Raw genomic sequence first — 23,927 nt, forward strand, 5'->3', positions numbered from 1 at the left:
GCTGCATCCTCAAGCGGCGCGGGGCGTCAGGCCCTGCATATCAATGGAAGGGGTGCGCTGGTCGATCAATTCGGCCAGCAATTGGCCGCTGCCGCAGGCCAGGGTAAAGCCAAGCGCGCCGTGGCCCAGGTTCAGCCACAGGTTGCGATAGCGACTGGCGCCAATCAGCGGCACGCCCGTTGGCGTGGCCGGGCGCATGCCAGCCCATTCGAGCGCGTGTACGTAGTCAGCTGCATGGGGAAATGTCTCTACTGCCTGGCGCTTTATCAACGCCAGGCGCGAAGGCTCAAGGCCGGCATCGAATCCCACAATATCCACCATGGCCGCGACCCGTAGTTGCTCGCCGAGGCGCGCGTAGACGATCTTGCGGTCGTAGTCGGTGATGCTCACATTCGGCGCCTTGTGTTGCGGGCCAATCGGCGCGCTCAAGCTGTAGCCCTTGAGCGGGTATAAGGGCAGTGACAGCCCCGGCAGTGCCAACTCAGCGCTGCGATAACCGGCCGCCAGGACCAGTTGCTCGACTGGCATCACCTCATCACCCAGTTCGATGGCCTGCACCGCACCGCCAGCATGGCGCAGCCCGGTGACCTTGCGCCCGAGCAAGAACCTGCAACGCCCCGACGCCTCAAGCCGGGCCGCCAATTGCCGGCAAAAAGCGTGGCAATCCCCCACTTCCTCGTTCGGCGTGTAGATGCCGCCGACAAAGCCACCGGCCGCCAGTGCGGGCTCCAGGCGAGCGCACTCAACAGACGACAACACCTGTTGCTGCAGGAAATTTGTGACCTTGGCGCGGGCATGTTCAAAGGTGCTGGCGCTGCGAAACATCACCAGCTTGCCGTTGCGCCGCCAGTCGAAGCCGCCCAGGCGATCATCCTCGCGCCACTGCTGTAACGTGCTCTGGCTCAGGGTAGCCAGGCGCAGAAGATGGGCACCGTTACGCCTGTTGACCGAACCCCGGCAAGCGCCGATAAAGGCCGCCATCCAACGCCATTGCTGTGGGTCGAGGCGAGGTCGCAACTTCAAGGGCGAGTCGCCACGCAACAACCACCCGATTGCCTGCAAGGGCACGCCCGCGTCAGCCAGTGGCGCAACATAGCGATAGGACAGTTGCCCACCGTTGGCAAAACTGGTTTCGCTGCCCAAGGTGCCACGGGCATCGATCAGCGTGACCTCATGGCCAGCCCGCACCAACGCATAAGCGCTGGCCAAGCCGATAACCCCACCGCCGATGATGCAAACCTGCCTGGCCATCCCAGCCCCCAACCGTTGATTAAGAGCGCTCAGCGTAGAGCCAGGTGACAGGTCACCGACAATGAATAAAGATGGCTCACCTATAAACAAAGGTTATGGGACTCGCCATGCGCTTGCGTCATATCGAAATCTTCCAGGCCATCCGTCAGACCGGCTCCATCAGTGCCGCCGCGCAGTTGCTGCACGTCTCGCAACCGGCGGTGACCAAAGTGCTGCAGCACGCCGAGTTGCAGTTGGGCTTTGCGTTATTCCTGCGGGTACGGGGTAAATTGCAACCCACCCCGGAAGCCCTGGCGCTGGAACGCGAAGTCGAGAAAGTCAGCGCAAGCCTGCAAGGCGTGCGGCGCCTGGCGAAAAGTTTGCGCCGCGAACCGGGACAAAGCATTCGCATCGGCGCAATCCCGGCGCTGGCGCTGGCGCTGCTACCGCCGGCGGTCCTGGAATGGAAGCGCGATTACCCGGACATTGCCTGTGAACTGTCCAGTGACCATAGCCACGAGCTGGTGCAAAAGCTGTTGATGCGCGAGATCGACCTGGCGCTGACGCTCAACTTTTCCGGGCATCCGGGGCTTACCACTCAAGTATTGGCCAACGGGGTGTTGGTGGCATTGGCGTCCAAAGGCTATTGGCCCGATGCCGAACGGCATCAGCCCCTGCCGTTGGCCGAACTGGCCGGCGCGCCCTTGATCGGCCTCTCCAGCGCTGACCCGCTGGCCGCCAAGCTGGAGAGTTATCTGGAAAGCGTCGACCCGCCACCACGCGTGACGATTTCGGTGCAGACCTACTCACTGGCCCGCGCGATGGTCGAATCCGGCGCGGGCCTGACCGTGATCGATCCGTTCACAGCATTGGGTGCTTCAACGGCCACCACCCATATCCGAACGCTCACCCCGCCGCTGCCAATCACTCTCTACGCGCTGACCCGTGCCAACGAACCTCCACCGCATATGCTGGCCAAGTTGCTAGAGATTTTTGGTCGCCGCGCCCAGGTGCTACTGGAACGCCTTTAAGTGTGGGAGCCGGGCTTGCCCCCTCCCACAATCAGAGCACGTAATGCATGATCGCCACGAAATGCAGCAGGCTGCCGCCAATCACAAACAAATGCCAGATGCCGTGGGAATGGCGCAAGCGATCCTCCAGGGCAAAAAAGATAATGCCTACGGTGTACAGCACCCCACCGGACGCCAACCAGATAAACCCTGCCGTACCCAACGCCGCCATCAGCGGCTTGACCGCTACCAGTACGATCCAGCCCATCACGGCGTAGATCACGATGGACAAAATCCGCGCCTCCGAACGCGGCTTGATCTCCTGCAGGATGCCGATCACCGCCAGCCCCCACACAATCCCGAACAACGTCCAGCCCCACGGCCCGCGCAGGGTCACCAGGCAGAAGGGCGTATAACTGCCGGCTATCAACAGGTAAATGGAAAAGTGATCGACCTTCTGCATGATCTCTTTTCGCCGCCCCCGCACGCTGTGATACACCGTCGACGCGCTGTACAGCACCATCAGGGTAAAGCCATAAATCGCCACGCTGACGATCTTCCAGGGGCTGCCGTCCAGGCTCGCCACTACCAACATCCACACGGCGCCAATACAGGCCGCGACTGCACCGAGCAAATGGCTCCAGGCGTTGAATCGTTCCCCGTGGTACATCTGTCACTGACCTCCCGTAACCCTCAAGAACAGGCGGACAAGCGTCCAGCCTTGCGCATCAGAGTGCAAGCGGCACGTGACGTTCCGGCGACGACAGCCGCGTTTACGGGCACAATCGAGTGCAATCGAACAAGAGCCCAAGGCCATGCTGATCGACGAAGAATTCACCCTCAAGAAGCTGGAGATCTTCCTGGCGTTCATGCGCACCGGCAACCTGGCCCGCGCCGCCGCCGAGTTGCAAACCAGCAATGTCAGCGTGCACCGCGCCATTCACTCCCTGGAAAGTGCCCTGCGCTGCCCGCTGTTCAAACACGAGGGTCGCAACCTCACTCCGCTGGAAAGCGCCTACGTGCTCGAAGAGCGTGCGCAGAAACTGGTGGCTGATGTGGTCGACAGCGTGCGCCTGACCCGCGAAGCCGCTGGGTTCTCGGCCGAACGTTTCAAGCTCGGCTCGCTGTATTCGCTGACGGTCAAGACCGTGCCACAGTTGATCATGGGCCTGAAAATCCGGCGCAGCGAACTGAATATCGACCTGATCCTGGGCTCCAACTTCGACCTGCTCTATAAGCTCAAGAACATGGAAGTGGACGCGATTCTCATCTCCCTCGACGAACACGCCCACGACCCCGACTGCGAGCAGATCGCGCTGTTCAGCGATGACATCTTCCTCGCCACCCCGGCCGATTCGCCCCTGGACCGCGATCAGGAAATCGACCTGGCCGACGTGCGCGATGCCACCTTCATCACCCTCACGCAGGGATTCGCCACGCATCAGGACGGCAACCGGGTGTTCCATCAGGCCGGGTTCGAGCCGAAGGTGGCGATGCAGGTGAACGATATCTTCACCTTGCTGAGCATGGTCAGTTCAGGGGTGGGTTATGCGCTGCTGCCAGGACGTATCGCAGCGGTGTATGAGAACCGCGTGAAGCTGATACCGTTGCAGCCCAGGTATCGCTTGCAACAGCAGATCGGTGTGGTGTTCCTGAAAGCCAAGGAGCGCGATCCGAACTTGCTGGCGTTGTTGGCGGAGTGTCGGATGTACGCCAATCGCCAAAGCTGAGGACGATCGCTCCCACGCTCTGCGTGGGAGCGCAGCTTAGGACGCTCCGCGTCCGCTTTTTGACCGTGACGCAGAGCGTCACAAGAGGCGTTCCCACGCGGAGCGTGGGAACGATCATCCCCTATCAGCCCACCAACCCACGCATCAGCAAAAACAACAACGACGGCCCCAGCAAACACCCCAAGGCCGTATAGAACGCCGCCGTCAAACACCCATAAGGCACCAGCTTCGGATCAGTCGCCGCCAGGCCGCCCGCCACACCGCTGGAGGTGCCCATCAAGCCACCGAAGATCACCGCGCTGCGGGGGTTGTTCAGCCCGATCAGCGGCGCCACGAACGGCGTCATCACCATCACCAGAATGGCCTTGATCAACCCCGCGGCAATGGACAGCGCCATCACCTCGGAGCTGGCCCCAATCGCCGCGCCGGTCACCGGGCCGACGATATAGGTCACGGCCCCGGCGCCGATGGTGGTGAGGCTCACCGCATCGGTGTACCCGAACGCCATCGCCACCCCTACCCCGGCAACGAACGACGAGCCCACGCCGACAAACAGCGCCAGTACACCCACGTAGCCGGCGCGCTTGAGCTCATCGACACTCACGCCAAACGCCGTGGCGACAATGGCAAAGTCCCGCAACATCGCACCACCGAGCAGGCCGATGCCCGACAACAGTGGAATATCCACCACGCCCTTGGAACCACCGGTAAACGCACCGCCCACATACGACAGCGCCAACCCCAGCAGAATGGCAATGGCCGAACCATGCAGGCGGCCCTTGGTGAAGGTATCGGAGATCCAATAAGACACCCACATGGTCAGGCCGATCACGGCGAAACCACTGATCAAGCCGTAGCCGGTGATCACTTTCATCATCGATTCGTACATGGCGATCACCCGGCTTCTTTGGTGGGAACAGGAGCAACCGGCTCGCGGTTACCGATACGCACCAGCACGGGCACCAGGGCAAAGCCGAGCACCACGGCGAGGGTCCCGGCCAGAATCGCCATAGGCCCACCGCTGATGGCGCCATACACGTTTTGCTGGGCAGCCATCGCCACCACAATCGGGATATACACCGCTGCCCAGAAACTCACGCCTTGCTCAGACTTGCCGGTAAACAGGCCGCGTTTGCTCAAGTAGCTGCCCAGGCCGATCAACAGCAGCATGGCAATACCCACCCCGCCGACGTTGGCCGGAATACCCAACAGCTTGCCCAGCAGTTCACCCACAAACAGCCCTGCCAGCGTGCAGAACGCCAAAAAAGCCACACCGTAGATAATCATGGTTGTTGTCCTCAAAGTGCTCGTTCGAAATTGTTGTTTTTGTGCTTCGAAAGCCTTGGGTACTGCGTTATCGGTGGCGGCGTTCCTCCTCTTGCAGCAGGGCCTGCAAGGTGTCCAGGCGGGCGCCTTCGCAGGCGATCACCGTGCCTTGTTCGAAAACACGGCGTGACAGACCGGTGAGCACCGCGCCCGGAGGCAGTTCGATTTGCAGGCGCACACCGCGCTCGTAGGCGCTTTGCACAGTGCCGCGCCAATCGACGACGCGGCACATATTGAAGGCCAGGTCGTCACGCAGTTGTTCGGGGTTGTGGATAGGTCGCGCGCGGGTGCTGCTCAGGTAAGTAATGCGCGGCGCCTTGAGTGGGACGAAGGCTTGGAACAGTGCCTGGGCGGGTTGCTCCAGCAACGGGCAGTGAGACGGCACGCTGACGGCCAGGCGCTTGGCGACACCGTTGCCTGTGATGCGCTCGGCAACTCGCTTCATCGCCTCGTTGCTGCCGGCGATGACGGTCTGGTTGTCGGCATTGATATTGGCCAGATACACCGGCGTATGCGGGCTGTGGATATCCGCCAGCAAGGCCTCGACGCTGGAAAGATCAGGGCCGATCAGCGCCGTCATGCCATAGCCATGTGGATAAGCCTGCTGCATCAGTTCACCACGCAGGCTGACCAGTTTTATCGCATCAGCGAAGTCCAGGGCCCCGGCCATCACCGCGGCTGGGTAGGCGCCGATGGACAGGCCCGCCACATAATCCGGCGTGCACTCTAATTGCCGGGCATGGGCCACGCCGGCGATCAACAGGCACAGTTGCACAGCCCGCGTCGATTCAAGCGCCTGCGCCGAGTCGAGCCGACGAACGTCTTCACCCAGGGCATCGCTGGCCTCTTGCAGAATGTCGGCCGGCAACACCTGGAGCATGCCGCTGCGTTGGGCGCCCTGCCCCGGAAACACCAGAAGGCTGCTCATGCCACGGCCTGCCAAGGGTCGAGCACAAGGTGCGCACCGCTGACGGTCTTGAGCAGTACACGGCGTGAGGGGCCGGCCCATTCGCGCAACGCGACGGCGCCGAAAGGGGTTTGCAGTTGCAGGTCGACGGCACAAGGCGCGGTGTCCAGGATCGCCAACAGCGCTCGCGCCTCGCTACGATCCAGGGGCTTGGGCGTGCACAGGATCAAATCCAGATCACTGTTGGCATGCAGCGCTTCAATGCCACTGGCCAATTCAAACCCGGCACTGCCGCTGACGCCCCAATCTTGCGGCGCCAGCACCGGCCGCAGTTGATCGAGGGCCCGCAGCGCCGGTAAATCCCGTGGTGAGACCGCCGCTCGCAAAGCTTGCGGCGCCACCCGCCGTTGCACCGCCGCCACGGGCATCTGGGCGGCAAAACGCTGCTCACGCAAACGCCCACGCACACCGACCGCCACATGGCCCGGCTCGGCGATGGCACGCCGCACCACTACCGGATGCCCGGCACGGATCGCGTCCCGCACCCAGGCCGGGGCATCGGCAGGCAGATGCGCCACGGTCATGCCCCAGAGTAAGTCGTGGGCGTTCACCATTGCTCCCGCAACAGCTGGCGCACTCGGCTGGAGGCGGCTCGGTTGGTGGCGCCGAGGCGTGAGCTCAAGTCGGTACTGCCGATATCCTTGACTGCCTGCACCAGGCAATCGCTGACTCGCGCCACGTCATCCGTCGTAGGTTGTTCAATCCGGGTGACTGACAACGTCTCCCACAGCAATCCCAGGCTGGCATAGCTGTCGATGTCATAGGCCATCGGCGGCACGCTGGCGGCCAGGGTTTCCAATTCCTCGACGCTGCGCAAGGTCACCCGGGCGGCCGAGGCTTTGCCCATGGCATGCACCATCACGCCAGGGTCGCGCAGGGCGATCAGGCGATTGGCCTGGTAGCCGTGGGCGAGGAACGCCCCCGACATGGCCTTGCCCACCAACAGGGCGATCACCGGGTGGCCGGCGAGCCGAGCGCGAGCGTAGCTGTCAGCGGCGGCGGCCAAGGCCTGATGAATGCCAAGAACTTCTTCGCGACGGCCATAAGCTTGGCTGGGTACGTCGACGATAGCGATGATGGGGCGCTTGTCACCCCGGGCGATGGCTTCGTCCACCGCCTTGGCCAAGCCCCAGCCTTCCAGTAGGCCGACTTCGCCATTGCGGGCGCGGGGGAAGCGGTTGTGCGGGTCGGGGACCACGGCGATATAGCGCACCGCCTGTTCACCCAACACACCATCCGCCACTTTCAATGAGCCCGGCAAACCTTCGACCGGCGTTGCGTTGGCGCTCAATGCGTTGAACCACTGCAAGCCTCTCATGGGCGTTCTCCCTGATACAGCGCGCGAACAGTCGCCGGCTCGATTTGCGCGCTCGCGTCCAGTTCGGCCAGGCGCGCCAGGTAAAAATCAGCGCGCCGGCTGCGCGGTTGTGTGGGCACGCCCTGCTGCAACAGTGCGCTGACAGTCTGCTGGATCTGCGCCACATCGTCCGTCACATAACGGTCGGCCAAGCCACTGTTGAAGCGCTGCTCGCCACCGGTAAGGCTCCAGATAAACGGGCGGTCGCGGGAGTCGTATTCCTCCAGGCCAGCCTCCTGCTCGATCACTTGCGGGCCATTCAAGCCCAGACGTGCTTCGCGAGTCACCACCAGGTAGCTGCACAAGCCAGCCGCGATGGACATGCCCCCAAAGCAACCGACACTGCCGGCCACCACGCCGATCACCGGCTGGTACTGGCGCAGGTCGACAATCGCCGCGTGAATGTCGGCAATGGCAGCCAGGCCCAGGTTGGCTTCCTGCAAGCGCACGCCGCCCGTTTCCAGCAGTAGTACCGCGCAGGTGGGGACGCCGTTGCGGTTGTCTTCGGCCGCCAGCTCCAAGGCGCCCGCGATTTTCGCACCGCCAACTTCACCCAGGCTGCCGCCCTGGAAATTACCTTCGATCGCGGCAATCACCACAGGCTTGGCGCCGATGCTGCCCTTGGCGATCACCACACCATCATCGGCCTGGGGCACCACGCCCTGGCGGCTGAGCCACGGCGACATGACCCGCTGGAACGGGTCGATCAACTCGCGGAAGGTGCCTGCATCCAACAGCGCCTTGGCGCGCTGCCGGGCGCCAAGTTCGACAAAGCTGTGTTTAGCGAGTAAGTCAGTCATGGCCGATCTCCTCGAAACCTTGCTCCAGGCGCAAGCGCACCACACCGGGTGTGGCACCGAAGTCGTGGATATCAATGTTCAGGGCCGGTGGCGTCTGCTCCTGGAAGATGCGTTCGAACAGGTGCTGCCAGCGTTGCTGCGCGCCATTGACCGAGGTTTGCACCTGGATGGTCAAGGTGCCGGGCGTGCCCGGCTCCAGCAGCACTTCCAGGTCGCCCGAGCCGACGCAGCCCACCAGCGCACGGCCTTTGGGGGGCTGCCCGGCGGGGAATTCAAAGGATAAGGTTTCCATCACAACGCTCCGTCGAGGCGGTCGATAAACAGGCAGGCGGCCAACAGGTCGGCGGCGCCGCCGGGGGAGGCATTCAAGGCCAGCAGTTGCAGGTCCAGTTCATGCAGTTGGCGGCGTCCGGCCAGGGTTGCGCTGCCTCCGGCGTCGAGCACGGCCTGGGCGCCCTGTTGCATGGTAGCCAGGCCTTCGATACCGGCGCGGTAGAGCACGCAGGTGTCTGCCAGGTCCGTCATGATCGCCAGCAAAGCATCCAGCCGGGCGTTCTGCTCACCGGCGTTTTCGCGGCGGCTCTTGTGCAGTTGCGGCAGGCCGCGTTGCGTCACTGAAGGGAAGCCGAGCTGGGCTTCTTCACGGGCGCCGCGTGCGCCGTAGCGCTGGGCAACCTGGGCGCCATGGCTCATGGGCTGCGGGGCGAAGCGGTCGTTGAGCAGGGCCAGCTTGGCGGCGGTCAGGGTTATGGCGCGGGGCTCCAGGGCCGCCGCCGCAGTGAGCAAACCCAGCGCCCAGATCGCACCGCGATGGGTGTTCACGCCCTGGGTGGTGGCGAGCATGGCCTGCTCGCCTTCCCGGCCAATACGACCGAGCGCTTCGCGCAGGGGCAGGCCGACTTCGCCGATGTCGAGCGCGGCCTCGGCCATTTCCTTGAACATCGGCCACAGCGACAGCGCCGAGGCGTGCATCAGCCCCAGGTGCAAATCGCTGTGAGCGCCGTTGCCGCGCCGGTCTACCAGAGCGGGTTTAGGCGACAAATCCGCTTCGTCGATCAGCGCATCCACGGCCATATCCGCCAGGCGATCGGCCAGGCTCAGTTCATGCTGTTTGAGCGCGCGCATTTACCAGCTCCTGAATTTGGCGGGCGGGTTGTAGAGGCCACCAGACCAGTCCACCAGGTCGGCCACGCTCTTGGCGGCCAACAACTCACGGGTGGCGTCGGTGCGGCGAATACCCAAGTCTTCGGGCAAGGCAATCAAGCCTTCGCGGCGCATGCGCGCAGTGTCCTTGGGGTTGTGGCGCATACCGATGGCGGTCACCCCGGCGACGGCGGCGATCATTGCCTGACGTTCTTCCAGGGAGCGCGCCTTGTACAGGTAGGCGATGCCTTCTTCGGTGAGCAAGTGGGTGACGTCGTCGCCGTAGATCATGATGGGCGCCAGGGGCATGCCGCTTTTGCGGGCCACTTCCACCGCGTCCAGGGTGTCGACGAAAGTGGGTTTACCACCTTCCTGGAAGGTCTCGACCATCTGCACTACGAGTTTTTTGCCGCGTTCAAGCAAGGCCTCAGGCGCATCGTCGTGGCGCATATCCAGCCAGGCCGGTGTGCCATGACGGCGGCCGCGTGGGTCGTGGCCCATGTTCGGCGCGCCACCGAAACCGGCGAGGCGGCCACGGGTCACGGTGCTGGAATGCCCGTCGCCATCCACTTGCAGGGTGGCGCCGATAAACAGGTCCACGGCGTATTGGCCGGCGAGTTGGCAGAACATGCGGTTGGAGCGCATCGAGCCATCGCGGCCGGTGAAGAACACATCCGGGCGTGCGGCAATATAGTTTTCCATGCCCAGTTCGGTGCCGAAGCAATGCACGCTTTCTACCCAACCGCTTTCAATCGCCGGGATCAATGTGGGGTGCGGGTTGAGGGTCCAGTTGCGGCAGATCTTGCCTTTGAGGCCCAGGGATTCGCCGTAGGTGGGCAGGATCAATTCGATGGCGGCGGTGTTGAAGCCAATGCCATGGTTGAGCGACTGCACATTATGTTTTTCGTAGATGCCACGGATCGCCATCATCGCCATCAGCACATGCACCGGCTTGATATGGCGCGGGTCGCGGGTGAACAGCGGCTCGATGTAGAACGGCTTGTCGGCCACCACCACGAAATCGACCCAGCTTGCGGGGATGTCGACGCGGGGCAAGTCGGTGACGTCATCCACCAACTGGTTGACTTGCACGATGACGATGCCATCGCTGAAGGCGGCGGGCTCGATCAGCGCCGGGGTGTCTTCGGTGCTGGCGCCGGTGTAAATGTTACCGGCACGGTCGGCCATGAAACCGGCCGAGAGCACCACGTTGGGGATCAGATCCACCACCAGCCGCGCATAGAGCTCGATGTAGGTGTGGATCGCGCCGATCTCCAGCATGCCGTCTTCCAGCAACTGGCTGATGCGCAGGGATTGGGTGCCGGCGAAAGAGAAATCCAGCTTGCGGGCAATGCCCTTTTCAAACAGGTCCAGGTGCTCGGAACGGCCCACGCTGGGCATGATCATGTGCAAATCGTGGAGCTTGGCGGGGTCGGCCTGGGCTAGGGAGCGCGAGAGGAAGTCGGCCTGCTTCTGGTTGTTGCCCTCCAGCACTACGCGGTCGCCGGGGAGGATCAAGGCTTCAAGGGCCTCGACGATCTTGTCACTGGGCAACACCGCCCCGTCTGCGTATTTTTTGACCAGCCCGAGCCGCCGCTGCTTCTCGTCGCGCCGCCGCGTCCAGCGCGAGTCGGGGGTGATGGTTGTTGTCATGGTCGCTCCACGGGGGGTTGCTGTCGTGGGGCTTACCTTAGGAGTGAAGCGTTAAGGCATCAATCAAGCTGGAGGACGAACCGTTACGCCTGGAGTAACGAAGATCAAACTGTGGGAGCTGGCTTGCCTGCGTTGATGGTGGGTCAGTGCATAACTGATCGTTCCCACGCTCCGCGTGGGCATGCATCCTGTGACGCTCTGCGTCACCCTTATGCTGACTGGCGAGACGCGGAGCGTCCCCGGCGGCATTCCCACGCGGAGCGTGTGAATGATCAGTCAGGCCAGGCCGGACTCTACCAGCAGCGCTTCAAGCCCCATCAAGTCCGGCACCTTCGCCACCTGCTCCCCCACTTGCACCGCCGCCTCCTCGAGCGTTCGCCCGTCACGCTGGCTTCGCCGCAGGCCGCTTCAAAGCTGGTCAGCGGAATCTGCCGATCGCGCCACGTGACCTGGCGGCGCATAACTGATCGTTCCCACGCTCCGCGTGGGCATGCATCCTGTGACGCTCTGCGTCACCCTTATGCTGACTGGCGGGACGCGGAGCGTCCCCGGCGGCATTCCTACGCGGAGCGTGTGAACGATCAGTCAGGCCAGGCCGGACTCTACCAGCAGCGCTTCAAGCCCCATCAAGTCCGGCACCTTCGCCACCTGCTCGCCCACTTGCACTGCCGCCAGTTCCAGCGGGCACAGGGGCACGTCCACGTAGCTCAATTCGCTGTCGAGCTTGTACGAGCGGGGAATACCCTGGATCACCAGGGCAATGAACTTCAACGTGGGCCTGCCACCCAACGCATTCAACACCACGATCCTCGAGCGTTCGCCCGTCACGCTGGCTTCGCCGCAGGCCGCTTCAAAGCTGATCAGCGGAATCTGTCGATCGCGCCAAGTGACCTGCCGCAGGTACCACGGCGGCGCATCGCTGGCCGGTTCGCCACGCTGGAAATCGATCAGTTCGGCCACGGCAACGTTGGGCAGCACCAAGTGGCGGTCGGCCAGGGGCAGCAGCAGGCCGGTGAGTTGGCTGGTGCGGTGCTCAAGCATGGGACTTGCTCCAGTAGGCGATGCTCTCCAGCAGCACCGACTCTTGGTACGGCTTGCCGAGGTAGTCGTTGACGCCAATGGCCATGGCGCGGTCGCGGTGTTTCTGGCCGGTGCGTGAGGTGATCATGATGATCGGCAAGCGCATCAGGCGCGGGTCATTGCGTATCTGAATGGCCACTTCGAAGCCGTCCATGCGCGGCATTTCGATGTCGAGCAGCATCAGGTCCGGAGTGTGTTCTTCCAGGATGGCGAGGGCGTCGATACCGTCCTTGGCGGTGAGCACGTTCATGCCGTTGCGCTCCAGCAGGCGGCTGGTGACTTTGCGTACGGTGACCGAGTCGTCCACCACCAGCACCAGCAGCGGGCGTTTTTTCAGTGGGTCGTTGAGGATCAGCGGCGCATCCACTGCCTGGGCCGGCAAGGCCGGTTGCCGAGCGCGGATGTGCGCCAGCAGGTCGATGATCAGCACCACATGGCCGTCGCCCAGGATGGTCGCGCCGGTCACGCCCTGCACCCCGGAGAACTGCGGCCCCAGGCCCTTGACCACGATCTCGCGGGTTCCGGCCATGGCATCCACGTGTACCGCCACGCGGCGTTCATTGCAGTGCACCAGCAGCACCGGCACCGGCTGGTACTGGCCCAGCAGTTTAGGGCGGCTGGCGGTGTGCAGCAGGTCACCGAGGTAGAACAACTCGTAGCGCTGGCCGGCGTATTCATAGTGCGGCGGGTCTTGCTGGTAGTGCCCCGCCAATTCGTGGGGCAGCACGCGCACCAAGCCTTCGATGGTGTTGAGCGGGATCGCGTATTGGTCGTCCGCGCAGTGCACCATCAGCGCACGATTGACCGACACGGTAAACGGCAGGCGAATGCGAAAATGCACGCCCATGCCCGGCGTCGAGTCGATCACCATCGAGCCGCCGAGCTGGCGCACTTCCTCATGCACCACGTCCATGCCCACGCCGCGCCCGGAAATCTGGGTGATTTTTTCGGCAGTGGAAAAGCCCGGTTGCAGGATGAACTGCAACACGTCACGGTCGCTGATCTCTTGATGGGGGGCGAGCAGGCCGCGCTTGATCGCCTTGCGTCGCACCGCTTCGAGGGGCACGCCGGCGCCGTCGTCACGCATGTCGAAGACGATGTCGCCGCCTTCGTGGGTCAGGTCCAGGGTGATGCGGCCCTTCTCCGGTTTGCCCGCCGCCAGCCGCACTTCGCGCGACTCCAGGCCGTGGTCGACGGCGTTGCGCAGCATATGCTCCAAGGGTGCCGCCATGCGCTCCAGCACATTGCGGTCCATCTCGCCTTCGGCATTGCCGACGATAAACTCCACGTCCTTGCCCAACTCGCCCGCCACTTGCCGCACGATGCGCTTGAGGCGTGGCAACATGCGCTCGAAAGGCACCATGCGCGTGCGCATCAGGCCTTCCTGCAACTCGGTGTTGATACGCGCCTGTTGCTGCAGCAGGTTGTGGGCATCCTGGTTGCGGCGCTCAAGGGTGTCCTTGAGGTCGAGCAGGTCGGAGGCAGATTCGGACAGCGCACGGGCCAGCTGTTGCAGCTGCGAATGGCGGTCCATTTCCAGCGGATCGAATTCTTCGTAGCCCAGGCGTTCGGCCTCGGCTTGCTGGCGGCTCAGGAGGCGGCCCTGGGTTTCGCTGTCGAGCCGGCGCAGCTGGTCGCGCATGCGCTCGATGGTGGTTTCCATCTCACTCAAGGCAATGCGCGCATCCTTGACTTGCTGCTCGATACGCCCACGGAAGATCGAGGTTTCACCAGCCAGGTTGACCAGGTCATCGAGCAAGTCGGCAGAGATTTTCACCATGTCGGCGGCCGGATCGGCGACCGCTTCGGCCTTGCCCGCCGGCAGCGCCACCGGTGTGACCGGCTCATCACTGGGGTGCACCAGGCTCTTGATGCGCTCGATGAGTTTATCCACCGAACCCACCGGAAGACCCTCGGCCACGGCGTCGATCATCTGCGCCAGGCGGTCATGGCAGCCTTGCAGCAGTGCGAACAACTCAGGGGTCGGCGCGAGCAAACCGGCGGACAGCCCTTCGTAAAGAAATTCCAGCTCATGGGCCAGATCGCCGATTGGCCCGATCTCGACCATGCGCGCACCGCCCTTGAGGGTGTGCAGGTCCCGCAGCAGGGTTTCCACTTCTTGGCGATTGCCCGGCTCGCCCTGCCAGCGCACTAACGCGCTGCCTGAGCTGTCGAGGATATCGGCAGCTTCTTCGAGGAAGATATCCAGCAATTCCGGGTCGGCACCCGAGGCTGGCGCCACCGCAGCCGGCGCTGCCGGGCTGCTGGCCTGGCGCAATTCCCGCAGCCTTTCGACCAGTTCGGCGCCGTCACTCAGGGGTTGCTGTTGTTGCAGCTCTTCCAATTGTTGAGCCAAGCGTTCGTGGCTGGCCATCAGTGCCTGGGATAGCTCGACAGAGTAGCTATAGCGGCGGTCCACCAGCCCCTCATAAACGCATTCCAGCTCGTGGGCCAAGTCGCCCACCGGGTCGATTTCGGCCATGCGCGCGCCGCCCTTGAGGGTGTGCAGATCCCGCTGCAACGAGGACAAGGGCGCAGCGCTGTCGGGCTCCAGTAACCATCGCTTGAGCGACTGGCCGGCGCTGTCGAGGATGTCTACGGCCTCCTCAAGGAAGATCTCAACAATCTCGTCGTCCATCGCGGTGGCGTGATCCAGCTGCGCGGTGGCCGCGCCCAATTCGGAGATACTCAGGGCGCGGCTGCCGTCGCTTTTGATCAGGCCTGTGGCGGACGGGTCTAAGGCTTCGTCCAGCAACGCGCGTAACGCCTGCAGCCGTGCAGGCGCGGGGCTGATTTCCTGGCCGGCGGCCAACTGGTCGAGCATGTTGATCAGCGCGTCGTGGGCCTGTTCAGCCTCTTGGAAGAACCGGGCGCTGACCGCCAGGCTGCTTTCCTCTACCGCGCCATACAGGTCGAGCAAGGCTTCGCACAACGCGTCGATAGGATGCAGGTCGGCAAGGTGCGCACCCTCGCCCAGGGTGGTCAGTTCGTCCAGCAACGCCGTGAGTTCCAGACGGTCGCCGGGGTGTTGCTGCCAGCGACGCAGCAGGCTTTCGGCGTCGAGCAGGATGTCCATGCCCTGGGCCAGGAAGTTGGTGATCAAGTGCGGGTCACGCTTGACGCGCAGGCCGGCCGTGGGGGCGTCGAGCAAGGCGGCCAGTTGATGCTCCAGCAGGTGTTGGGTGCGGCTGATCACGCTGGCCGCGCCGTGGATCGGCGCCAGGGGATTGTTGTCCAGATCACGCACCCCGCGCTGGAACAGTCCTTGTGCCTCAAGCAACAACGCCACTTCGTCCTTGTCCAGCGGCACGCGGTGGGCCTTGTACTCACGGGTGAGGTGATCCAGCGGGCGCGCCAGTTCGGCAATGGGCAACACGCCGGCCATGTAGGCGCTGCCCTTGAGGGTGTGCAAGGCGCGTTGCAGTTCATCACTGACCTGCAGCGGCACCTGCTCGGCGGCCTGTTGCAGGAAGTGGTCGAGGCTGTCCAGATGGCCCTGGGCTTCGTTGCGAAAGATCTCCAGAAGCATTGGGTCATGGGGCTCGGTGGTCGATGTTGCAGCGCCACTGGCCAGGGCATGGGCATGGGCGGCCAAGGCGTCGACTTCATCGCGCTGGCGTTGATCGTCGCTAGCGAAATCGGCGATCAGCTCCGGCAGCAGGGCCACGGCCTCATCCAACACCTGCCGCACCTCAGGGCCAAGGACTACACTGCGTTCCAGCACGCGATTGAGCAGGTTCTCCACGGCCCAGGCCAGCTCGGCCAGCACCAGGGCGCGCACCATGCGGCCGCTGCCCTTGAGGGTATGGAAAGCCCGGCGCATTTCGCCCTGGGCGGCTTTGTCCGCGCTGTCGGGCAGGTAGCGATGCAACACGTCGAGGACTTCATCGGTTTCTTCAAGGAAGACTTCGCGCAGTTCATCGTCAATCGGTTCTTCACCGGCCGGCGGCGGCAACAGGCTACCGGGACGCTGCAAGGCTGGAGGGTTGAGACGTGATGCAGGGCTGGCCAAGGCATCGAACTGGGATTGGTTTGGCGCAGCCTCGGTGGACAGCGCCCCCTCGGGCGCAGCCAGCGCCTGCCGCCAGGGTTTTTCCACCGGCAGGTAGCCCAATGCATTCAAGCCCTGGGTGGCCAACTCCAGCACTTTTTCCCCTGCCGCGTCAGGGTCTTGAAGCATGCGCTCGAGGTAGTACTCCAGGCTGCTGACCACCTCGGCGAAATGCGCCAGTTGTGTCGCCGAAGGGGCGGCCTCGTTGATCATCAATTGCTCGTCGACGTAATCGGTGCAACCGCGCATCAGGCTCGCCGCACGCGGCAAGGGAATCATCGCCAGGGCACCACGCACCTGGCTCAGTAGCTCGGGCAAGGACTCCAGGCGCTGACGATCCCAATCAGCCTCAATGCAGTCGATCACCAGCTCCTTGGCTTGGCGCAAGCACTGGCACGACTCACGAATCACCAACTGATGGATCTGGGTCAGGTCGGTGGTGGGCAAGCGGCTGTCTTCACGGCTTTGCGGTTCGACGGTGCCGATCATCCCGGCCAACGTCGCTTCGACATACAGCAACGCGCCGGCCACATCCATCAACACCGCGTCATTGGGTTCGCGCTGCCCCTGGACTAGGCTCAACACCACAGCGAGTTGGTCGATGATCACTTTGCGCGGCTGGCCGAAACCCAACACCGCGAGGGTATCGGCTATCTGCCGCAAGGGCGCCAGCAACGGCTCGAGGTCCTGGGTGTGCTGGCGATCACTGCGCACGAACAGATCCAGGCGTTCCTTGACCCGCACCAGTTCCTCACACAACGCCCCGAGTACCGAGCCCATGGCATTGCGATCCGGCCCGGCCAGCCGTGCACGTTCAGCATCGACCACGGCGCTGTCGGGCAACGCTTCGTCCAAGCCGTAGCGCTCCTTCAGGCTCTGCATGCGCGGCGTCGGCCGGGTGACTTTGGCGACGTAGAACAACAGGCTCTTGAGCAACTCGTCCGGTGCCGGCTGGTTGATGCCATTGATGCCTTGAACCAGCAAACGCTTGAGTTGCTTGTCGCTGGCCTTGAGCAGGCTGCGCAGCGCCGGACTGTTGGCGACCACGCCGGTGAGCATGCCTTCGACCAGCGCCGAGGTGACCTGCCACAACGGCAGCAGCGGCGCACCCTGGCATAGCGCTTCAAGGCGTGCGAACACCCGCGCCATGTCTTCCAGGTTGCTGGGGCCGTGGTCTTCACGCAGCAATCCGGCGAGGGCTTGTTGCAGCAGGTGGCGCCATTGGCGCAACTGCTCATGCAGATCCGGCGTGGCCCGCTGGGCCAGGGCTTGCTCAGGCAACGGCTCGATCGATAGCAGTTGCGGGCTGAACAGGCTGGTTTCCGATAGCAGGCTTTCACCACGGGCGCTGCGCAGGTCGTTGAGCAGCGGTAGCACCACCAGCGGCAAGTCGCGGCGGGCACTGTGCACGCGGTCGAGGTACAGCGGCAGTTGGCCGAGGGCTTGTTGCAGCAGCCGGATACCTTCATCGCGTTGGCCAACGTGCCCGGCCTGTAGTGCCAGGGCCAGTTCCTCGATTTCTTCGGCCAGCAGCGCCGCGCCGTAGAACTCGACTATTTGCAGCGCGCCATGTACCTGGTGAATACCGGCCAGGCATTCGTTTAGAGCGTCGTCGTCATGGGTTTCAACGTACGCGTCCAGGGCCGACCGGGCCTGTTTCAGGGTTTCGGCAATATCGCCCTTGACCCATTCGAGGGCCACGTAGTCGTGCCGATCAACCATAACTGCTCCGCTTAGAATTCATGAGTTGCTGGTATCTCACAAACAATGGAGATCCGATGTGGGAGCTGGCTTGCCTGCGATAGCGGTGGGTCAGCACTATTTCTGTATCTGACAGACCGCTATCGCAGGCAAGCCAGCTGCCATAGTTGGACTGTGGTGTTCTTCAGGTCGTATTTCAATCATCGACCTGCTTGGGCGGCGGCAAGGTGAAACCCGATACCGACCTGCGCAACTGGCTGGCCATCTTCGCCAGGTTACCAATGCTTTCTGCGGTGGCGGTGGAACCCGACGACGTCTGGGTGGTGATCTGCTGGATCACGTTCATGGTCAGGGAAATCTGCCCCGCCGATGAGGTCTGTTGCTGCGCCGCGTTGGAAATACTCTGGATCAGCGCTGCCAGGGTTTTGGACACGCCTTCGATCTCTTCCAGCGCCACCCCGGCGTCCTGGGCCAGGCGTGCGCCGCGCACCACTTCGGTGGTGGTCTGCTCCATGGAAATCACCGCTTCGTTGGTGTCGGCCTGGATGGTGCGCACCAGGGTTTCGATCTGCCGGGTGGCTGCCGAGGAGCGTTCGGCCAACCGTTGCACTTCATCGGCCACCACCGCAAAACCGCGCCCGGCGTCACCGGCCATGCTGGCCTGGATCGCGGCGTTGAGAGCGAGGATGTTGGTCTGGTCGGCGATGTCGTCGATCAGGCTGATGATGTCGCCAATTTCCTGGGACGATTCGCCCAAACGCTTGATGCGCTTGGCGGTGTCCTGGATCTGCTCGCGAATGTTGTCCATGCCGTGGATGGTGTTGTGCACCACCTCGTTGCCTTTGTTGGCGATCTCTACCGAGCGTTCAGCTACCGCCGAGGATTCGGCCGCGTTGGCCGACACCTGGTCGATGGACTGCGCCATCTGATTGATCGCCGTGGACGCTTCGGCAATCTGCTGGGCCTGATGCTCCGACGCCTGGGCCAGGTGCATGGCGGTGGCCTGGGTGTCCTGCACCGCACCGGCGACCTGCCCGGCAGTGAGGTTGATGGTGGCGACCAGGTCGCGCAGTTGGTCCACGGAATAGTTGATGGAGTCTGCGATGGTGCCGGTGAAGTCTTCGGTGACCGAGGCGGTGACGGTGAGGTCGCCGTCAGCCAGGTCTTCGATTTCATCCAGCAGGCGCATGATCGCGTTCTGGTTGCGCTCGTTCTTCTGCGCGGTTTCATGCAGCTGGCGGTTGGTCTCGCGCACCATGACCAGGCCGATCAGGATGATCGAGGCCAGCGCCAGCAAGCCCAGCACGTAACCGCCGATGGTGTCGAAGCTGCGCCCGCTGGCGAGGTTTTCAAAACCCGTGGCCAGGTGCGAGGCTTCATCGAGCAGGGTTTGCGACAGGTTGAAAATATTGCTCGCCGAGGCGCGCACCTGGAACAACTGTGGCGAGGTCTCGAGAATTTCATCCACGGAGCCGGAGACAAATTCGAACAGCTCGGCGATGTCCGCCAGCCGCGCACGGGCGTCCGGGTCTTCGACCTGGGTGATACGCAGGCCCGGGTTGCCGTTGAGCATGCCATTGAGCACCACGCCAAAACGGTTGGCATCGCGGCCAAAGGCATCGGCGGCCTGCACGGCGGTTTCATCCCCCGCCAGCACAGTGTTGACCGCCCCCAGGATACGTTCGGCCAGCAGCGACTGGCGTTGGGCCAAGGCTACCTGGCTGGCCGGGGCGCCGCGTTGCAGCAGGATATCCACGACCTTTTCCGACTCGATCTGCAGTTGCGGCACGGTTTCGGCCAGGGTCGCCGCCACCTGGTGCAACGACAATACGGTCTGCTCGCTGGCCAGGATGGCGTCGGTGTTTTTGAGCAGCGCCTCCCAGTCGGTCTGCACCGCCCGCATTTCGGCGCGCACCGCACTGGGCGCCGCCGGCAAGCCAGTTTGCGGGTCACCTTTTTTCAGGTAACCCCAGCGCTGGGCAAAATCGTTGCGCGCATCGCCCAGCAGCTTGAACGCCGCCGCTTTCCCGGCAGCGGCCTCGGTGGCGTTCTTGGCAATGCGCTGGGACAGCACGCGCAGCTCACCGGCGTGGCCGATGTACTGTTTATCGTAGGTGGACTGGGTGTTGAGGTACGCGAAGTTGGCGAACAGCAACATGATGAACACGATCAAGGCGATAAACAGCACGATGATCTGCGAACGGCTGCGCGAAGCGGCCTGGGGTTTGGGCGCGGTAGCGGTACTCATGCGGCAACATCCATGAAGCCAGGGGCCTGGGCCAGGGCGAAGGGGCTGAGGACTTGCCATTGCGGCTCGCCGTCGAACTGGCCCTGGATAAACGGGGCGCTCGAGGCAGCGCTCGCCACCCAGGCATCCAATGGGAAATGCTGCATGCCTACCACCTCATCTACCAGCAGCCCGACAAACAGGTCGTTGAACTCCACCACCAGCACCCGTCGTTGCTTGCGCGCCCTGGACAACTCAAGGCCCAGGAAACCGCCCAGGTCCATCACCGGCAGCAAGCGCCCGCGCAGGTTGGCCACGCCCTTGACCCAGGGCTTGACCCCCGGCATCAAGGTGCAACGTGGCTCATGCAACACCTCGGCGACTTCGCCCATGGGCGCCACGTAGGCGTTTGGCCCTACGCGGAAAGCGATGCCGCTCCAGCGTTGCAGGCGCGTTTCCTGGGACGGCAGGTCCGCGGCCAGCAAGCGGCAGCGGCGGTCGATGTCCAGCAGCAGCTCGAAGGCGGTTTGCGACTCGGTCATGATCGCAAGCCTTAGCCGGCCAGCACCTTGTTCAGGGTGGCAATCAGAGTTTCTTCATCCACAGGCTTGGTCAGGTAGTCCTTGGCGCCCTGGCGTGCGCCCCAGATCTTGTCGGTTTCCTGGTCCTTGGTGGTGATGATGATGATCGGGATACCGTTGGTTTCCGGCTCCTTGGACAACTGGCGCGTGGCCTGGAAGCCGTTGAGGCCGGGCATCACGATATCCATCAGCACCGCGTCGGGCTTTTCCTGACGGGCCAGGGCCACGCCGTCCGCGCCGTTTTCGGCCTTGAGCACCTGGTGGCCATGCTTTTCCAGCATGCCGGTGAGTTTGTACATTTCGGTCGGCGAATCGTCGACGATCAGAACACGTGCCATGGTTTTCCCCGCTACATTGGTCGGCGCCGGCCCTCGTGAGGCGGCGTCAGTGTGCTTGTTCTACCGCGGCGAACCCAGGCACATAGGCCTTGATCGCCCCCAGCAGTTCTTCCTTGCTGAAAGGCTTGGTCAAAAATTGATCGACACCCACGATGCGCCCCTTGGCCTTGTCGAACAGGCCGTCCTTGGAAGACAACATGATCACCGGGATCGACTTGAACGCCGGGTTGTTCTTCACCAGGGCGCAGGTCTGGTAGCCGTCCAGGCGCGGCATCATGATGTCGACAAAGATAATGTGCGGGTGATGATCGACAATACGGGCCAGGGCGTCGAAACCGTCGATCGCCGTGATGACCTCGCACCCCATGTTCTTCAACAGCGTCTCGGCGGTGCGGCGGATCGTTTTCGAATCGTCGATCACCATCACCTTCAAGGCGTTGGAATGCTGTTCCATATCTGCTCTACCATCGCCACAGCGAATCGGTTTTCGGTGTGTACTGCCTGATGTTGCACAGGATGAACGCCGCAAGCCTTGGAATTCAAGGGCTGCTGCGCCGTGCCAGCCTTTTTAGCACAGTCTCCTGGCGCAATCTATCGAGGCACCCGCCCAGTGGTTTTTCCTTGACCCACAACAGCCGCAGCGCCACTCTGACGCCACTTTTATGCGCCCTAATTTGCTAGAGGAAATCCCCATGAGCGTTCGCGTCGGCATTGTCATGGACCCTATCGCCAGCATTTCCTATAAAAAGGACAGTTCGCTGGCCATGCTCCTGGCCGCCCAGGCCCGCGGCTGGACCTTGTTCTATATGGAGCAGCGCGACCTTTACCAGGGTGACGGCGAGGCCCGCGCACGCATGCGCCCGCTGCAGGTGTTTGCCAACCCCGAGAAGTGGTTCGAGCTTTCTGACGAAATCGACAGCCCGCTGAGCGACCTCGACGTGATCCTGATGCGCAAGGATCCGCCGTTCGACATGGAATTTGTGTACTCCACCTACCTGCTGGAGCAGGCCGAACGCGCGGGCGTGTTGATCGTCAACAAGCCGCAAAGTCTGCGCGACTGTAATGAAAAACTGTTCGCCACCCTGTTCCCGCAGTGCACGCCACCGACCGTGGTCAGCCGCCGCGCCGATGTACTGCGTGAATTCGCCGCCAAGCATGGCGACGTGATCCTCAAGCCGCTGGACGGCATGGGCGGCACCTCGATCTTCCGTCACCGCGCCGGCGACCCGAACCTGTCGGTGATCCTCGAAACCCTGACCGCCCTGGGCACCCAGCAGATCATGGGCCAGGCCTACCTGCCGGCGATCAAGGATGGCGACAAGCGTATCCTGATGATTGACGGCGAGCCGGTGGATTATTGCCTGGCGCGCATCCCGGCAGCCGGCGAGACCCGTGGCAACCTGGCCGCCGGTGGTCGCGGTGAAGCGCGGCCGTTATCAGAAAAAGACCGCTGGATTGCCGCTCAAGTCGGTCCAACCCTGCGGGAAAAAGGTCTGCTATTTGTCGGACTAGACGTAATTGGCGAGAACCTCACTGAAATCAACGTCACCAGCCCGACCTGTATTCGCGAGATCGACAACGCATTTGGCACGAACATCGGCGAAATGCTGATGGCCGCCATTGAACGCAAGCTACAAGCCAAGTGACATAGAACAGCCGGACACCTACCAACATTGCGTTATCATGCGCCACCTGTGAAACGCGCGATGTTGGTTTTCTTGTCATGACACTCCCGTCCGATCTGCCCCCCGAATTCTCCCCCAGCGGCGTGCGCCCGGCCGATCGTCTCGGTTTTACCCTGTTTCTCGCTGCCTTGATTCATCTCGCCCTGCTCCTGGGTGTGGGGTTCACCCTGGTCGAACCCAAGCAGATCACCAAGACCCTGGAAATCACCCTCGCCACGTTCAAGAGCGAAAAGAAGCCCGAAAAGGCTGACTTTCTCGCCCAGGACAACCAACAGGGCAGCGGCACCCTCGACAAGAAAGCAGTGCCCAAGACCACCGAGGTAGCGCCCTTCCATGACAACCAGGTCAAGAAGGTCACTCCGCCGCCAGCGCCCAAGCCTGAGGTCAGGCAGGCCACGCCCAAGGCTGCGGTGACCACTGTCGCGCCCAAACCGCAAAAAGCCCCGACCCAGCGCGAAAAGGCCAAGACCGAACCCAAGCCCGAGCCAGTGAAACCTGCGCCGACGTTCGACAGTTCGACGTTATCCGACGAAATTTCCAGCCTGGAAGCCGAACTGGCCCATGAGCAACAGCTTTATGCCAAGCGCCCGCGCATCTACCGTTTGAACGCCGCCTCAACCATGCGCGATAAAGGTGCCTGGTATAAGGACGAGTGGCGCAAGAAGGTCGAACGCATCGGCAACCTCAATTACCCGGACGAGGCGCGGCGCCAGCAGATTTATGGCAATTTGCGCTTGCTGGTGTCGATCAACCGTGACGGCTCGCTGTATGAGGTGCAGGTGCTGGAGTCCTCCGGCCAGCCGCTGCTGGACCAGGCTGCGCAACGCATCGTGCGCCTGGCCGCGCCCTTTGCGCCGTTCAGCGGCGACTTGAGCGACGTGGACCGCCTGGAAATCATCCGCACCTGGCGGTTCGCCAAGGGCGACCGGTTGTCCAGCAACTGATCACACAGATCGTTCCCACGCTCCGCGTGGGAATGCCGCCATGGACGCTCTGCGTCTGCTCTTGGGACGCGGAGCGCCCCGGGACGCATTCCGACGCAAAGCAT

At 63.0% G+C, this 23,927-nt stretch carries 21 protein-coding genes and 1 pseudogene; 4 read left to right on the forward strand and 18 right to left on the reverse strand.

Annotation, left to right across the window (positions count from 1 at the left end; all coding sequences use genetic code 11):
* Positions 1-9: 9 nt before the first annotated feature.
* A complete protein-coding gene (locus tag BT204_RS00905; protein ID WP_054897562.1) occupies positions 10-1,251 on the reverse strand; it encodes a D-amino acid dehydrogenase in 1,242 nt (413 codons plus the stop codon).
* Positions 1,252-1,358: 107 nt separating this feature from the next.
* On the opposite strand from BT204_RS00905, the gene BT204_RS00910 reads away from it, so the two are divergent.
* On the forward strand, positions 1,359-2,261 hold the full coding sequence (locus BT204_RS00910) for a LysR family transcriptional regulator (protein WP_034128925.1): 903 nt from the start codon (positions 1,359-1,361) through the stop codon (positions 2,259-2,261).
* A 31-nt stretch (positions 2,262-2,292) separates the two neighbouring features.
* Here BT204_RS00910 and BT204_RS00915 read toward each other — a convergent pair whose 3' ends face one another.
* The gene (locus BT204_RS00915; RefSeq protein WP_072445582.1) at positions 2,293-2,910 is read right to left on the reverse strand and encodes a PAQR family membrane homeostasis protein TrhA; all 618 of its coding nucleotides are present in this window, start codon (positions 2,908-2,910) and stop codon (positions 2,293-2,295) included.
* 145 nt (positions 2,911-3,055) lie between these two features.
* Between BT204_RS00915 and BT204_RS00920 the strand changes: the two genes are divergently transcribed.
* On the forward strand, positions 3,056-3,970 hold the full coding sequence (locus tag BT204_RS00920; protein ID WP_014720307.1) for a LysR family transcriptional regulator: 915 nt from the start codon (positions 3,056-3,058) through the stop codon (positions 3,968-3,970).
* A gap of 124 nt (positions 3,971-4,094) precedes the next feature.
* Here BT204_RS00920 and madM read toward each other — a convergent pair whose 3' ends face one another.
* From madM to pilG, 16 genes and pseudogenes are all read right to left on the reverse strand, one after another.
* Positions 4,095-4,859 (reverse strand): malonate transporter subunit MadM, encoded by a 765-nt coding sequence (madM, locus tag BT204_RS00925; RefSeq protein ID WP_003195023.1) that lies wholly within the window; start codon positions 4,857-4,859, stop codon positions 4,095-4,097.
* 5 nt (positions 4,860-4,864) lie between these two features.
* A complete protein-coding gene (gene madL / locus BT204_RS00930) occupies positions 4,865-5,257 on the reverse strand; it encodes a malonate transporter subunit MadL (protein ID WP_032894763.1) in 393 nt (130 codons plus the stop codon).
* A 67-nt stretch (positions 5,258-5,324) separates the two neighbouring features.
* Positions 5,325-6,224 carry a malonate decarboxylase subunit epsilon gene (mdcH, locus tag BT204_RS00935; RefSeq protein ID WP_072445583.1) on the reverse strand — a complete coding sequence of 300 codons (900 nt, stop codon included), beginning with the start codon at positions 6,222-6,224 and terminating at the stop codon, positions 5,325-5,327.
* Positions 6,221-6,817, reverse strand: coding sequence for a malonate decarboxylase holo-ACP synthase (locus BT204_RS00940; protein ID WP_054916895.1), 597 nt, complete (start codon positions 6,815-6,817; stop codon positions 6,221-6,223). The genes mdcH and BT204_RS00940 overlap by 4 nt, the downstream gene beginning before the upstream one ends.
* Positions 6,811-7,581, reverse strand: a complete 771-nt coding sequence (gene mdcE, locus BT204_RS00945; RefSeq protein ID WP_072445584.1) for a biotin-independent malonate decarboxylase subunit gamma — start codon at positions 7,579-7,581, stop codon at positions 6,811-6,813. The genes BT204_RS00940 and mdcE overlap by 7 nt, the downstream gene beginning before the upstream one ends.
* Positions 7,578-8,420, reverse strand: a complete 843-nt coding sequence (locus tag BT204_RS00950) for a biotin-independent malonate decarboxylase subunit beta (protein ID WP_072445585.1) — start codon at positions 8,418-8,420, stop codon at positions 7,578-7,580. The genes mdcE and BT204_RS00950 overlap by 4 nt, the downstream gene beginning before the upstream one ends.
* The gene (locus tag BT204_RS00955) at positions 8,413-8,712 is read right to left on the reverse strand and encodes a malonate decarboxylase subunit delta (protein ID WP_014720312.1); all 300 of its coding nucleotides are present in this window, start codon (positions 8,710-8,712) and stop codon (positions 8,413-8,415) included. Before BT204_RS00955 ends, BT204_RS00950 begins: the two co-directional genes overlap by 8 nt.
* Positions 8,712-9,545: a triphosphoribosyl-dephospho-CoA synthase gene (locus tag BT204_RS00960; protein ID WP_072445586.1), complete on the reverse strand. Its 834-nt coding sequence runs from the start codon at positions 9,543-9,545 to the stop codon at positions 8,712-8,714. Before BT204_RS00960 ends, BT204_RS00955 begins: the two co-directional genes overlap by 1 nt.
* Positions 9,546-11,216, reverse strand: coding sequence for a malonate decarboxylase subunit alpha (gene mdcA, locus BT204_RS00965; RefSeq protein WP_034128931.1), 1,671 nt, complete (start codon positions 11,214-11,216; stop codon positions 9,546-9,548).
* Positions 11,217-11,492: 276 nt separating this feature from the next.
* Positions 11,493-11,671: pseudogene (locus BT204_RS26870) on the reverse strand (chemotaxis protein CheW); the annotation flags it as partial.
* A gap of 130 nt (positions 11,672-11,801) precedes the next feature.
* Positions 11,802-12,257 (reverse strand): chemotaxis protein CheW, encoded by a 456-nt coding sequence (locus BT204_RS00970; protein WP_034128932.1) that lies wholly within the window; start codon positions 12,255-12,257, stop codon positions 11,802-11,804.
* Positions 12,250-18,069, reverse strand: coding sequence for an Hpt domain-containing protein (locus BT204_RS00975; RefSeq protein ID WP_072445587.1), 5,820 nt, complete (start codon positions 18,067-18,069; stop codon positions 12,250-12,252). The genes BT204_RS00970 and BT204_RS00975 overlap by 8 nt, the downstream gene beginning before the upstream one ends.
* A 175-nt stretch (positions 18,070-18,244) precedes the next feature.
* The gene (locus BT204_RS00980) at positions 18,245-20,296 is read right to left on the reverse strand and encodes a methyl-accepting chemotaxis protein (protein ID WP_020301916.1); all 2,052 of its coding nucleotides are present in this window, start codon (positions 20,294-20,296) and stop codon (positions 18,245-18,247) included.
* On the reverse strand, positions 20,293-20,817 hold the full coding sequence (locus tag BT204_RS00985) for a chemotaxis protein CheW (RefSeq protein WP_072445588.1): 525 nt from the start codon (positions 20,815-20,817) through the stop codon (positions 20,293-20,295). The genes BT204_RS00980 and BT204_RS00985 overlap by 4 nt, the downstream gene beginning before the upstream one ends.
* A gap of 11 nt (positions 20,818-20,828) precedes the next feature.
* On the reverse strand, positions 20,829-21,194 hold the full coding sequence (pilH, locus tag BT204_RS00990; protein ID WP_014720320.1) for a twitching motility response regulator PilH: 366 nt from the start codon (positions 21,192-21,194) through the stop codon (positions 20,829-20,831).
* Positions 21,195-21,240: 46 nt separating this feature from the next.
* Positions 21,241-21,648, reverse strand: coding sequence for a twitching motility response regulator PilG (gene pilG, locus BT204_RS00995; protein WP_014720321.1), 408 nt, complete (start codon positions 21,646-21,648; stop codon positions 21,241-21,243).
* 238 nt (positions 21,649-21,886) lie between these two features.
* Here pilG and gshB point away from each other — a divergent pair, with 238 nt between their 5' ends.
* Positions 21,887-22,840 carry a glutathione synthase gene (gene gshB / locus BT204_RS01000; RefSeq protein ID WP_034128936.1) on the forward strand — a complete coding sequence of 318 codons (954 nt, stop codon included), beginning with the start codon at positions 21,887-21,889 and terminating at the stop codon, positions 22,838-22,840.
* 77 nt (positions 22,841-22,917) lie between these two features.
* Positions 22,918-23,823, forward strand: a complete 906-nt coding sequence (locus BT204_RS01005) for an energy transducer TonB (RefSeq protein WP_034128937.1) — start codon at positions 22,918-22,920, stop codon at positions 23,821-23,823.
* Positions 23,824-23,927: the final 104 nt, after the last annotated feature.

Origin of the sequence: Pseudomonas sp. NFPP02, from assembly GCF_900119355.1 — a bacterium.
Taxonomy (GTDB): Bacteria; Pseudomonadota; Gammaproteobacteria; order Pseudomonadales; family Pseudomonadaceae; genus Aquipseudomonas; species Aquipseudomonas paracarnis.